Source organism: Enterococcus ureilyticus (assembly GCF_001730315.1).
GTDB lineage: Bacteria > Bacillota > Bacilli > Lactobacillales > Enterococcaceae > Enterococcus_L > Enterococcus_L ureilyticus.
In genome coordinates, this window is the sequence record NZ_MIKC01000023.1 from 206,807 (window position 1) to 220,538 (window position 13,732).

General features: G+C 38.1%; 12 protein-coding genes and 1 pseudogene. 6 read left to right on the forward strand and 7 right to left on the reverse strand.

The features are described from left to right. Positions 1–60 precede the first annotated feature (60 nt). Complete coding sequence (locus BCR24_RS17135; RefSeq protein ID WP_142422235.1) at positions 61–156, forward strand: type I toxin-antitoxin system Fst family toxin; 96 nt, start codon at positions 61–63, stop codon at positions 154–156. 553 nt (positions 157–709) lie between these two features. Here the strand turns inward: BCR24_RS17135 and rpsI are convergent. Both rpsI and rplM read right to left on the reverse strand, forming a co-directional pair. Next, complete coding sequence (gene rpsI, locus BCR24_RS10070; RefSeq protein ID WP_010762225.1) at positions 710–1,102, reverse strand: 30S ribosomal protein S9; 393 nt, start codon at positions 1,100–1,102, stop codon at positions 710–712. Between the two features lie 13 nt (positions 1,103–1,115). Further along, positions 1,116–1,562, reverse strand: coding sequence for a 50S ribosomal protein L13 (gene rplM / locus BCR24_RS10075; protein ID WP_303393681.1), 447 nt, complete (start codon positions 1,560–1,562; stop codon positions 1,116–1,118). 364 nt (positions 1,563–1,926) lie between these two features. On the opposite strand from rplM, the gene BCR24_RS10080 reads away from it, so the two are divergent. Further along, complete coding sequence (locus BCR24_RS10080) at positions 1,927–3,129, forward strand: argininosuccinate synthase (protein ID WP_069640421.1); 1,203 nt, start codon at positions 1,927–1,929, stop codon at positions 3,127–3,129. Between the two features lie 290 nt (positions 3,130–3,419). Continuing rightward, positions 3,420–4,805 (forward strand): argininosuccinate lyase, encoded by a 1,386-nt coding sequence (gene argH / locus BCR24_RS10085; RefSeq protein WP_069640422.1) that lies wholly within the window; start codon positions 3,420–3,422, stop codon positions 4,803–4,805. A 52-nt stretch (positions 4,806–4,857) separates the two neighbouring features. On the opposite strand, the gene BCR24_RS10090 is transcribed toward argH, so the two are convergent. From BCR24_RS10090 to BCR24_RS10100, 3 genes are all read right to left on the reverse strand, one after another. Beyond that, positions 4,858–5,346, reverse strand: coding sequence for a Dps family protein (locus BCR24_RS10090; RefSeq protein WP_069640423.1), 489 nt, complete (start codon positions 5,344–5,346; stop codon positions 4,858–4,860). Positions 5,347–5,469: 123 nt separating this feature from the next. After that, entirely contained in the window at positions 5,470–6,207 is a 738-nt protein-coding gene (locus tag BCR24_RS10095; protein WP_069640424.1) for a DUF5105 domain-containing protein, read from the reverse strand. A 61-nt stretch (positions 6,208–6,268) separates the two neighbouring features. Continuing rightward, entirely contained in the window at positions 6,269–7,798 is a 1,530-nt protein-coding gene (locus tag BCR24_RS10100; protein ID WP_069640425.1) for a gluconokinase, read from the reverse strand. A gap of 110 nt (positions 7,799–7,908) precedes the next feature. On the opposite strand from BCR24_RS10100, the pseudogene BCR24_RS17140 reads away from it, so the two are divergent. Beyond that, positions 7,909–8,145 (forward strand): annotated as a pseudogene (locus BCR24_RS17140) (prepilin peptidase); the annotation flags it as partial. Positions 8,146–8,190: 45 nt separating this feature from the next. Further along, on the forward strand, positions 8,191–8,574 hold the full coding sequence (locus tag BCR24_RS17145) for a prepilin peptidase (RefSeq protein WP_239574173.1): 384 nt from the start codon (positions 8,191–8,193) through the stop codon (positions 8,572–8,574). Between the two features lie 45 nt (positions 8,575–8,619). Here the strand turns inward: BCR24_RS17145 and msrA are convergent, their stop codons facing one another. Beyond that, positions 8,620–9,153, reverse strand: a complete 534-nt coding sequence (gene msrA / locus BCR24_RS10110; protein WP_069640426.1) for a peptide-methionine (S)-S-oxide reductase MsrA — start codon at positions 9,151–9,153, stop codon at positions 8,620–8,622. Between the two features lie 147 nt (positions 9,154–9,300). Between msrA and BCR24_RS10115 the strand changes: the two genes are divergently transcribed. Continuing rightward, positions 9,301–10,020, forward strand: coding sequence for a glucosamine-6-phosphate deaminase (locus tag BCR24_RS10115; RefSeq protein ID WP_069640427.1), 720 nt, complete (start codon positions 9,301–9,303; stop codon positions 10,018–10,020). A gap of 56 nt (positions 10,021–10,076) precedes the next feature. On the opposite strand, the gene rpoC is transcribed toward BCR24_RS10115, so the two are convergent. After that, complete coding sequence (rpoC, locus tag BCR24_RS10120; protein ID WP_069640428.1) at positions 10,077–13,730, reverse strand: DNA-directed RNA polymerase subunit beta'; 3,654 nt, start codon at positions 13,728–13,730, stop codon at positions 10,077–10,079. Positions 13,731–13,732 lie beyond the last annotated feature (2 nt).

Here is a 13,732-nt window from a genome sequence, read left to right on the forward strand (position 1 = left end):
TTCATCTTTCTCTATGCTATACTAATCTCGGCAACTTGCCCCCAAAGGGGGTGTGCTTCATTGGAAAAAATTGTATCGTTGGTCATTGCGCCTATTTTTGTAGGTATTGTTATTAAACTTTTTTCTCACTGGTTAGATGAGAAAGACAATGACTAAAAGCAAGTTGCTTCTAGCCCACTCATTCGTAGTCGCAACGAATGCAAAAGAAAACCACTCTATTCGCCGTAGAGTGGTTTTTGTGCTTCATTGATAAAAATAGTATCGTTTCGCACCATCATAGTACCAAAAATAGAATGAAAAAGCAACTATCCTATTTCCAGAATCCAAGAAATAGAAATATTATATTTTCAATTTTTCTTTTCTAGTTAACTTATTAATTTGGTTTTCCACACTAGACACTAAATTAAAAAATTATTGATAAAAAGCTGTAAATATAACTGAATTCGCATGGAATTCTTTCATAATTTTTTCTTATTTCAAGGTATTTCACTATCTGAAAAAATTAATGTACACTACCTAACAGCTTAATTTATAAGATAGCACAGAATGATTGGCTTGAAAAAAACATACCCAAAAGCATAAAAAAAGACACTCTCCAAAAATTTGGAAAGTGTCTTGAAACATTGTAATTGAATGGTACTCAATTCCTTGCGAAATCTCCGTCCCATAGTGTATTCGTAAGCGAATAAATTCGCAACGATTCCAATAATTAACGTTTTGAGAATTGTGAAGCTTTACGGGCTTTCTTAAGACCTGGTTTTTTACGTTCTACCATACGGGCATCACGAGTAAGAAGTCCAGCGCGTTTTAAAGCAGCACGGAAATCAGGATCTACTTCTAACAATGCACGAGCGATTCCGTGACGGATCGCACCTGATTGACCAGAGTAGCCTCCACCGTTAACGTTTACCATTACATCATAAGCACCTTTAGTTTCAGTTACGCCAAATGGTTGGTTGATAACTTCACGCAAGTCAGCGTGTGGAATATATTCTTCAACATCTTTTTTGTTTACAGTAATTTTACCAGTACCAGGTACTAAACGTACGCGGGCAACTGCATTTTTACGACGGCCAGTGCCGATATATTGTACTTGAGCCAATGAATTTCCCTCCTTAAATTAGGTTAGTAATATCTAATACTTCTGGTTGTTGTGCAGCATGTGGATGCTCAGCTCCACCGTATACGTTTAACTTAGTAAATTGTTTACGGCCTAAAGTGTTTTTAGGAAGCATACCTTTTACAGAAGTTTCGATTAAACGACGAGAGTTTTTATCGCGTAATTCACCAGCAGTAACAGATTTCAACCCACCTGGGTATTGGCTGTGACGGTAGTAAATTTTATCACTTGCTTTGTTACCAGTTAATTTGATTTTATCAGCATTAATTACAATTACGAAATCTCCAGTATCCACATGTGGTGTGAATGTTGGTTTATTTTTTCCACGTAAGATAGAAGCAACTACAGTTGATAGACGTCCCATTGGGATATCTGTTGCATCTACTACATACCATTTACGTTCTACTTCGCCAGATTTGGCCATATATGTTGTACGCACGATTCTTTCCTCCAATTTTCTATTCGATGTTTGACATTCACTTGAGTTTCCGGGGCTCATTGTGGGGCAAACAATACCATTTAATATGATACCTTCTATCACTAGTAAAGTCAATGAATTTCTAAGGTTTTCCACTATTTTTCTTCTAATTTTTTACGATTAAAAAATTTTACTTCTAATTTCAAAATAGAAAACACCTAAATATGCGTAATGTATATTACGCGCCTTCCAAAAGTAAAAATGTATATTATTCCCAAAATATTTATTTTTATGTATATTTATTTATAAAAAGTGTTGATTTTTGCATTTTCAAGTGATATGATGAGAACAATCAAAAAAGACAATTAGAAAATAAGGAGTGTTACTCATGAAAGAAAAAGTTGTTTTAGCCTATTCTGGAGGACTAGATACCTCTGTTGCTGTTAAATGGTTAGTGGATGAAGGATACGATGTGATCGCTTGTTGTTTAGACGTCGGTGAAAAGAAAGATTTAGATTTTATCAAAAATAAGGCATTAGAAGTTGGCGCTTCTGCTTCTTATACGATTGATGCTAAGGAAGAATTTGCACAGGAATTTGCTTTGATTGCATTACAAGGTCATACCTTTTATGAACAATCTTATCCACTAGTATCCGCTTTATCCCGCCCGCTGATTGCTAAGAAATTAGTAGAATTAGCTCACGAAACTGGTGCCACCACAATCGCTCATGGCTGTACAGGAAAAGGGAATGATCAAGTCCGTTTTGAAGTCGCGATCAACGCCCTTGCACCTGAGTTAAATGTGATTGCACCAGTTCGTGAATGGAAATGGTCACGTGAAGAAGAAATCAATTATGCCAAAGAAAAAGGTGTACCCGTCCCTGCGGACTTGGACAATCCTTATTCTGTCGACCAAAATCTTTGGGGCCGTGCCAATGAATGTGGCATTTTAGAAGATCCTTGGGCAACACCTCCAGAAGGTGCTTATGAATTAACTGCTAGTTTAGAGAATGCACCAGATGAAGCGGATATTATCGAATTAACTTTTGTTGAAGGTGTTCCAACAGCAATTAACGGAAACGAAATGCTGTTATCCGATTTAATTTTGGACTTGAATGATTTAGCTGGTAAGCACGGCATTGGTCGGATCGATCATGTGGAAAATCGTTTGGTTGGGATCAAATCACGTGAAGTCTATGAGTGTCCAGCAGCGATCACACTAATGACTGCGCATAAAGAGTTGGAAGACTTGACCTTTGTTCGTGAAGTAGCTCATTTCAAACCAATCATTGAAAATCAATTATCACAAATCATTTATGACGGATTATGGTTCAACCCATTAACTGATGCCTTGATTGCTTTCTTAAAATCTACCCAAAAATACGTAAATGGCACTGTACGGGTCAAACTATTCAAAGGACATGCAATCGTTGAAGGTCGTAAGTCTGAAAACAGTTTATATAACGAAAACTTAGCGACTTATACTTCTGCCGATACCTTTGACCAAGACGCTGCTGTCGGATTTATCAAACTATGGGGGCTTCCAACCAAAGTCAACGCAGAAGTCCAAGCATCGCTACACAAAAAATAATCACTGATATGCTTATTTTTTCTAAGTTGAATCGATACGTGAGTTAACTTTTACATTGTTGTAAATAAGGTTATCCGATTCACCTATTTTAACTGACTTATCCAAGGAGAATTTCTTTTTGGTCTGCGGATCGAAATAAGGAGATCGATAAGTCTTCATTTTAGTCTCAAGAAATCAGAACAAACGGTTGGCACAGAAACCACTCCTTCTTATTTTCTCGGAGTAAAACGCTTCTGTCCAACCTTCTTTCTTATCATAATGAATAATAATACATAAATGAGGTGTACAGCATGAAAAAATTATGGGGCGGACGTTTTGAAGGAAAAAGCGAAGCATGGATCGATGCGTTCGGTGCATCGATTCCTTTTGATCAAAAATTAGCCAAACAAGATATTATCGGAAGTTTAGCCCATGTAAAAATGTTAGCTAAGACAGGGATTTTAACGGCAGATGAAGCCGAACAAATCACTTTAGGACTTACGACGATTCAAGAAAAACTGCTTGCCGATGAATTGACATTCAGTATAGAAAACGAAGATATTCATTTAAATATCGAAAAACTATTACATGATGAAATCGGTCCAGTTGCTGGGAAATTGCATACAGGCCGCAGTAGAAATGATCAAGTCGCTACAGACATGCATCTTTATTTAAAAGAAATCGTTCAAGAAGTCATTAGCAAGATCCACTTATTCCGTCAAGTTTTAGTCCACAAAGCCGAAGAGAACATTGGGACCATCATGCCTGGCTACACCCATTTACAACATGCGCAACCGATCTCGTTTGCTCACCATATGATGGCTTATTACGGTATGTTAACACGTGATCAAGAACGCTTTTCCGAAAGCTTAAAGCGAATCGATATTTCCCCCTTAGGCTGTGCAGCACTTGCCGGCACGACTTTTCCAATCGATCGTGCTTATTCAGCTGAATTGCTAGGTTTTTCTTCAATTTACGAAAATAGTCTAGACGGCGTGAGTGATCGGGACTTTATCTTAGAATTTCTTAGCAATAGTTCCATTCTAATGATGCATCTTTCCAGATTTTGTGAAGAAATCATTTTATGGTGCAGTCACGAGTTTCAATTTGTTGAATTAACAGATACTTTTTCTACAGGCAGCTCGATTATGCCACAGAAGAAGAATCCAGATATGGCAGAATTGATTCGGGGAAAGTCCGGTCGTGTATATGGTAATTTTTTCAGCCTTTTAACGGTTTTAAAAGGATTGCCGTTAGCTTATAACAAAGACCTGCAAGAAGACAAAGAGGGTATGTTTGATACGTCTCACACGATTTTAACTAGTTTAGAGATCATGGCTGGCATGGTAGAGACGATGAAACTGAATCAAGAGATCATGGAAAAGTCCACTGAAAAAGATTTTTCAAATGCAACAGAACTAGCAGACTATCTAGCAAGCAAAGGAATGCCCTTTAGACAAGCACATGAAGTGGTTGGAAAATTAGTTTTAGATTGTACAAAACAAGGTATTTATTTACAAGATGTTCCATTAGAACAATATCAAGCGATTACACCTTTGATCCAATCAGATATCTACCAAACACTGTCGTCAAAAACCGCCATTGAGCGTCGGCATTCGTATGGCGGAACTGGGTTCGATCAAGTCAAAGCCGCAATTGAACGTAGTAAGCTGAAACTAGAAAGCGAAGAAAACTAAAAAAGCTTCTGAAAGATAGCGTACCATCTTTCAGAAGTTTTTAACTTTTTGATTAACGAGTTTTCGCACGTGAATCTGCATCAATACCAGGCGCTTTGCCTAATTTTGCTTGTAGCATCCAAATGTTTTTCTCAATATCTGTTTTGTTTGCAATAAAGATATCTTGTGTAGAATCATCGCCTTCTTCACCAGACACTTCAATTCCTTTTTGATATAAATCAGCTAAATAACGGTAACCTTCAACTAATTTTTCCATACGTTCAGGAATTGTCCGTTCGTATGTGCCGATCTCATCTGAAATACCAGTATGATCAGCAAATTCTTGTAACGTTGAGTAAGGAGCGCCATCTAATGTAATCAAACGTTCAGATACAACATCCAATTGGTCATTGATTTGGTCCATATATTCGTCCATTTTAGGGTGCAATGTCAAGAATTCTGGGCCACGCATATACCAGTGAGTTTGGTGGATTACCACTGAAAACTGGCTTAGATCTGCAACTAGTTGGTTCAACACTTCTTTAGTTTGTTCAAATTTCATTATACATCATCCTCCTAAATTTTTATCTACATTTATAATTGTAGTACGAAATGGTAAAAAAGTACACTAAAATCTTTCATTTTTATATCATTTATCATTTAATAATAATTATAAACTAAAATTTTAGCTATTATTAGGAATCGGTAAGGTATCTAATGAATCAATAATTTCTTTGGCAACTTCATTTAATGCTTCTTCCAATTCTTTGTTCATGCTATCTAAGTCTTTAGAACCTGAAATAAATGCCAAAAATAGGTTGGATACAGCTTCCTTTTGATCTTCTGGAATGAACCACTTACCTTTTTCTTTTTCCAAATGTAATGCAAGCTCAACTGGATCAGTTTTTATCTTGATTGCTTTGACCCTTTCTTCTAAAATAGAAAAAGTCGCTTCTAGCGTTTTTTGATCATCCTTTGCTATCTCTGGATTTGCTAATGTTTCCTTTACTAATTGCCTAGTCATTTCTTGCATTGCACTCACTAGGTCTAATCCTGTCACATAATAAGAAATTGTTGCACCTGTTTTTGTTTCGTCTATCTTAATAATTTTATAAGTCGTTTTATCTTTTGCTTGTTTTAATAACTCTTTTGTCAGCTTACTCGCTTCCTCTTGTGGCACTTGCGCTCCTGTAGATGACAAGCCTTTCGCAAAATTTTCCTCAAAAGCTTCACTATTTTCATCTAATTCTTTCCCTAATTGCTCACCATCACGAAATTCTTTAGCAAATCTGCTTTCTTCTTTTTGATAAACAAGACGGTCAACAAACAATTCTCCTGCATCTTCTGCTGAGATTCCCTTAGCACCACAACTTGTCAGGAAAATTCCTACCAAAAGTAAAGAGGCAATCCATAACTTTTTCATTTCCTCTCCTCCGTTCTCTTATTACTAGTAAAACAAGTCCAGCTCTATTTGTCAAAAAAATTTATTCTAAATCTGCTCTTAGTTTTGCTAATTGATGGTAACTTGCGGATAGTTGCTGCTGGGTTGTTCTGAATAATGGATAAATTTGTTGATATACTTGGTGATTTTCTCCATTAGGTTGCACGATTTCGTAGATGTCCACTTGCTCACAAGCCGTTTCCAAGTCTAAAATTTCTCCTAAACTTTTCCATCCTAATAAGACAGCGCCCAAGGCTGACGCTTCCACACTTGCAGCTAATGAGAGCTTGGAACCAAAAACATCCGCCATGATACTTTTGAACATTGCCGAATCAGCAAAGCCACCAGTTGCCCGAATTTCCTTCACTGGTCCGCCAAGTTCTTCTAATTCTGTCAAAATATGTTTTAAGTTCAAACAGATTCCTTCAATAACAGCACGCATCATCAATTTGTCATCGTGGTTTCTTTTTAAGCCAACAAAGCTGCCTGTCGCTTCGGCATTCCATAGCGGTGCACGTTCTCCTAATAAATAAGGATAAAACAGCAATCCTTTAGCTCCTACTGGTGTTTCCTTCACTAGCTCCATCACGGCATCATAGGGATTCTTTCCTAACATTTGCGCTTCATTTTGAGTTTCTTTCAATAAGTTTTCACAAGCCCAGTCAAAAATACCAGCGCCGTTACTTGTCGCTCCTCCAATCACCCAATGTTGTTCATCTAATACACAACAAAAAGTCTCTGCATGAGGATGCGTCTGGGGCTGTTCAACAATATAACGTAGGGCACCACTCGTCCCGACTGTCAAAGTGGCAGTTCCTTTTGCCATAGCACCCAATCCTAGATTGGACAGCGGACCATCTGCTCCACCTAACACAAAAATCGTTTGCTCTGTTAGCCCTAGCCGCTCCAACCATTCCTCTTTTAAATCTGCTAATTGATGCGTTGGGTTCACTAAAATCGGTAACTGTTCCACTTTGATCTCCATCTCAGCTAAAGCCTGTTGATCCCACGTAAGATCATAAATATTTAAGAAACCTGTTCCAGAAGCTGTACTAATATCAGTCAGGTATCGATCAAATAAGCGATAAAATACATACTCTTTCATTCCAATAAATTTCGCTGCTTGCGCATAAATTTCTGGCTGTTCTTCTTTTAACCATCTAATTTTGTGAAAAGGTGTCATCGGGTGCATCGGCAAGCCTGTGTTTTGATAAATCGTTTGTCCCAACGCTGTATCCTTTAACTCTTCCGCATACTTTTCAGCTCGATTATCCGCCCAAGTGATAACACGCGTCAACGGTTGATTATGTTGATCCATTACAATCAAGCCGTGCATCGCCGTAGAAAATGATAGGACAGAAATTTCAAGCGGCTGTACTTTGCGTACGACTTGGTTGATACATGTGACCACAGCCTGAAAAATTTGTTCTACATCTTGCTCTGCCATACCTTCTGTTTCTTGAATAAGTGGATATCGTATATAACTTGATGCTTGAACCGTTCCATCCTTACTAAAAGCGACTGCCTTCGTTTGAGTTGTCCCAATATCCACACCAATTGCTATTTTTTCCATCTTTTCGCCTCATTTCTCACTTTCATTATTCCTAATAAAAAAATATTTGTCTAGTTAAAAAAATATTTTTTTGCGTATTTCATTATGAAAGGAGCTTTTTTATGTTGATTATGCATTTTATCTTCGGCTGTGTCCTTGGATCATTTCTTTGTTTGACAGCCGCTCGTGTCCCCGTCGGAAAATCCATTTTAGCGCCAGCTTCTCATTGTTCTTATTGTCAAACTAGATTGAAGCCTTTAGAATTGATTCCACTTATCTCAATAGTATTTTTACGTTTTCGTTGTCGTTATTGCAAGCATAAACTATCTGTCGTCTATTTTCTTAGTGAGTTGCTCTGCGGGCTAATAATGCTTCTATTCCCACATTCTTTTTACGTTAGGTTATTTTTATTGATGGCCATCATCTTATCCTTAACAGATATCTTTTATTTGGTCGTAGAACCTAAAATTTTTTTTCCATTGTCACTCATATTATGTCTTTGGCATTTCTATTTAGCATTGCCTTTTTATCCTTTAGTAAGCTGTGGTATTTTTTGGGGATTACACAGTTTAAATTATTTCTTTCCTGATTCTGTTGGTGGTGGTGATATTATTCTACTTACAGTCTGGGGAGCTCTTATAGGAGGTGAAGCGCTTATTTTATTGTTGTTTATCGCTAGTAGTAGTGGATTATTCTTTCTATTATTCTACAAATTCCACTTAAAAAAAGAGCTAGACTCTCTTCCTTTTGTACCTTTTTTAAGCTTAGGGCTACTTTTTATATTTTTATGTAACTAAATAACGAGACAAAAGCAAAAACAGCTTCTGTCTCGATTTCCTTCATTATTTGTCTTGCCAATTCTTGCGGATAAAACCAGCACGTCCAGAACCCTCTTTATATAAGTTGTAGTGAATACTATGTTTTTTATAATACTCTTGATGGTAATCCTCAGCCGGATAAAAGGGTTGTGCTGGCTCAATTTTTGTGACGATCGGTTGGGTAAAACGGCCACTGGCCTGCAATGCTGCTTTCGATTTTTCAGCACTCTCTTTTTGTCTTTCATTTGAATAAAAAATAACTGGACGATAAGAATCCCCACGATCAGCAAATTGACCTAAAGAATCTGTTGGGTCTGTTTGTTGCCAATAAGTTTCCACCAATTTTTCATATGGTATGATTTTAGGATCAAACGTGATCTCAACTGCTTCCGTGTGTCCAGTTGTTCCTGTTGTAACTTGTTCATAGGTTGGATTTTCAACATGTCCACCTGTATATCCTGCTACAACCGAAATAATCCCAGGTTGGCTATCGAATGGTTTGACCATGCACCAAAAACAGCCACCAGCGAAGATTGCTTTTTCATATTGATTTTCCATCGTTATTTCACCTCGTCTTTTTCTCTATCATAAACCTGATGAAACAATAATGGTACTTTTTTGTTTTACTTTCTTATAAACCAACTTGACCTGGGATGCTTCCCATATGTTAAAGTGAATTATATTATTGGAAATGGAGTGAATCAAATGAAAATCATTGTTGAAGAAAATTATGCACAAATGAGTCGAGTAGCTGCTAATCTCTTACTTGGTAAAATGTATCAAAACAAACGTGTGAATCTAGCTATTACCGCAGGGTCTACACCTGTAAAAATGTATGAATATCTGATTGAAGATGTAAAAAACAAAACCTATCTTGATAATGTTCATTACTATAACTTTGATGAGATTCCCTATAAAAAGAAATCAGGCTACGGCGTTACGATGAATAATCTTAACAAGCTCTTCTTTGAACCTGCTGCTATCAATCCCGATCAAATTCATCCGCTTGATGAGACAAACTATAAAACACAAGATCTTAGAATTGAGCAAGATGGGGGATTAGATTTAATTTTATTAGGTATTGGGGCGGATGGTCACTATTGCGGTAATCTTCCAGGAACAACAACCTTTGAAGATTTGACGTCTTATGTTGGTGAAGATGCTACAGAAGATATGCAGGAAATTTTACTTAGCGAAGTCGGTGGAGATGAGAATGAACGTCCTAATTTTTATGTCACGATGGGGCCAAAAAGCGTAATGCAAGCAAAAGAGATTGTCTTGTTTGCTACTGGCAAGAAAAAGGCTAAGATTATTAAGCAAGCCTTTTTTGGACCAGTGACAAACAATGTCCCTGCTTCTTTACTGCAAGTTCATCCCAATTTAACAATTATCTTGGACAAAGAAGCAGCTTCTGAGATCCTTTAATCAACAAAGCAAAAAAATGCTTGGAATCGACTATCGATTCCAAGCATTTTTTCTTATTATTTATTCAACTCATTCAAAGCATCTTCAGCAGCCATTTGTGCTTCAATATCAGAGATACTGTAGACATTTTCGCTTGCTACGCCAACTTCTTTTGGCTCCATGTTACGGTAACGAGCCATACCAGTACCAGCTGGAATGATCTTACCAATGATAACATTTTCTTTCAAACCAAGTAATGGGTCTTTTTTACCGCGAATTGCAGCATCGGTTAACACACGAGTTGTTTCTTGGAATGACGCAGCAGATAAGAAACTGTTTGTTTCTAATGATGCTTTTGTGATTCCTAGTAAGACTGGACGGCTTGTTGCAGGAACGCCACCAGCTACTAATGTGTCGTAGTTACGATCTTTAAATTCAGCGATATCAAGTAATGTACCTGGTAAGATTTCAGTGTCACCTGGATCCATGACACGAACTTTACGCAGCATTTGACGAACCATTACCTCGATATGTTTATCACCAATTTCCACCCCTTGCATACGGTAAACGCGTTGTACTTCACGCAATAGGTAGTTTTCAACTGATAAAACATCGCGAACTTGTAATAATTGCTTAGGATCGATTGATCCTTCTGTCAATGCTTCACCACGATGGATCGTATCGCCTTCAGCCACTTTCATACGAGCTGTATAAGGAACTGTATACGTACGAGTATCTGTTTTCCCTTTAATTGTTACTTCTTTTTGACGTGTTGCAGGATCTTCAGAGATATCGATCACTTCACCGGTAACTTCTGTGATAACTGCTTGTCCTTTCGGATTACGTGCTTCAAAGATTTCTTGGACACGAGGTAGACCTTGAGTAATATCGTCTCCGGCAACCCCACCTGTATGGAACGTACGCATTGTTAATTGAGTACCAGGTTCCCCGATTGATTGAGCGGCAATTGTACCAACTGCTTCCCCAACTTCAACACCAGAACCAGTTGCTAAGTTACGGCCGTAACAGTGTTTACATACACCATGTTTGGTGTTACATGTAAATACGGAACGGATCGTTACAGTTTCAACACCAGCATCCACGATTTCTCTAGCAAGATCTTCTGAAATCAGTTGATCTTCCCCAATAATTACTTTCCCAGTTTCAGGATGCATTACTGATTTGCGAGTGTAACGTCCAAGTAAACGTTCTTCTAAAGGCTCAATGATTTCATTGCCTTCACGAATTGATTGAATCACTAGACCACGGTCAGTTCCACAATCGTCTTCACGGATAATAACATCTTGGGCAACGTCAACTAAACGACGAGTCAAGTAACCTGAATCGGCAGTCTTCAAGGCTGTATCGGTCATCCCTTTACGAGCACCATGGGTAGAGATAAACATTTCTAAGACAGAAAGTCCTTCTCGGAAGTTTGAGATGATTGGTAGTTCCATGATGCGTCCGTTTGGAGCGGCCATCAGTCCACGCATACCAGCAAGCTGAGTAAAGTTGGAGATGTTACCACGGGCTCCTGAATCTGACATCATGAAGATCGGATTTTTAGCGTCCATACTTTCGATCAGTTTTTGTTGAATTTCATCTTTAGCTTTGTTCCAAACAGCAATAACACGTTCATAACGTTCGTCATCTGTAATCAGACCACGACGGAATTGTTTCGTGATATTTTCTACTTGTTTGTGAGCATCATCAATGATTTCTTGTTTCTCATGCAATACCATGATATCAGCGATACCAACGGTCATCCCAGCATGAGTCGAATGTTTATAGCCTAAGTCTTTCATTCTATCAAGCATCTTAGAAGTTTCAGTGATATGGAATCTCTTGAACACTTCAGCGATGATATTCCCTAAGTTTTTCTTCTTGAATGGTAAAACTAATTCTTGCTCTTTAATGTGAGCAGGAATGTCTGTACCCGCTTCTACAAAATATTTATCAGGCGTTTGTACCGTTAAGTTGTAATCTGTTGGTTCATTCAAGTAAGGAAACTCTACAGGCATAATTTCATTAAAGATGATCTTACCTACTGTTGTGATCAAAATACGTTCTTTTTGCCAATCCGTAAACGGTTTGTCGCCAAGTAGCGTTGTTTGAACACCAATACGTGAGTGTAAATGCACGTATCCATTACGCCATGCTAAAACAGCTTCATTCATGTCGCGGAAGATCATGCCTTCCCCTTCACGTCCTTCTTCTTCCATTGTTAGGTAATAGTTCCCTAAGACCATATCTTGAGAAGGTGTTACAACTGGTTTACCATCTTTTGGATTCAAAATGTTTTGAGCAGCTAGCATTAGCATACGTGCTTCTGCTTGTGCTTCTTCGTTCAATGGAACGTGAACAGCCATTTGGTCTCCATCGAAATCGGCATTGTAGGCTTCACAAACTAATGGGTGAAGACGGATTGCACGACCTTCAACTAACACAGGTTCAAAGGCTTGGATACCAAGTCTGTGGAGTGTAGGTGCTCGGTTAAGCAATACTGGATGCTCTTGAATAACTTCTTCCAAGATATCCCAAACTTCATCTTCTCCGCGTTCGATTTTACGTTTTGCGTTTTTGATGTTTGTTGCAATTTCACGTTGCACTAGTTCACGCATCACAAATGGTTTGAATAATTCAATCGCCATTTCTTTTGGTAAACCACATTGGTACATTTTCAAGTTAGGTCCTACGACGATAACTGAACGGCCAGAGTAATCCACACGTTTACCTAGTAAGTTTTGACGGAAACGACCTTGTTTCCCTTTTAACATATGAGAAAGAGATTTCAATGGACGGTTACCTGGTCCTGTAACAGGACGACCACGACGACCATTATCAATCAATGCATCAACTGCTTCTTGTAGCATACGTTTTTCATTTTGAACAATGATGTTTGGTGCGTTTAAATCTAATAAACGTTTCAAACGATTGTTACGGTTGATTACACGACGGTATAAGTCGTTCAAATCAGAAGTTGCAAAACGACCACCTTCTAATTGAACCATCGGACGCAAATCTGGTGGAATTACAGGAATAACATCCATAACCATCCAGCTTGGCAAGTTTCCAGAAGCTCGGAACGCTTCTAAAATGTCCAAACGACGAATCGCACGAGTTCTTTTTTGGCCTGATGCTGTTTTCAAGTCTTCTTTTAAGCCAGCAACTTCGCCATCTAAATCAACATTATCCAGCAATTGCTTAACAGCTTCCGCACCCATTGCCGCTGAAAAACCTTGACCATACTGATCACGTTTATCGCGATATTCACGTTCTGTTAATAATTGTTTTTTCTCTAAAGAAGTATCTCCAGCATCAATTACCACATAAGATGCAAAGTAAATGATTTCTTCTAAGGCACGAGGACTCATGTCTAAAACAAGCCCCATACGAGATGGAATACCTTTGAAATACCAGATATGTGAAACAGGTGCTGCTAACTCGATATGTCCCATACGTTCACGACGAACTTTAGAACGAGTTACTTCTACACCACAACGGTCACAAACGATACCTTTATAACGAATACGTTTATATTTTCCACACGCACATTCCCAATCTTTAGTTGGACCGAAAATGCGTTCACAGAACAAACCTTCACGTTCAGGTTTTAACGTACGGTAGTTAATCGTTTCGGGTTTCTTTACTTCACCGTAAGACCAGCTTCTGATCTTTTCTGGAGAAGCTAAACCTATTTGCATACTTTCGAATTTATTTACATCGATCAAAA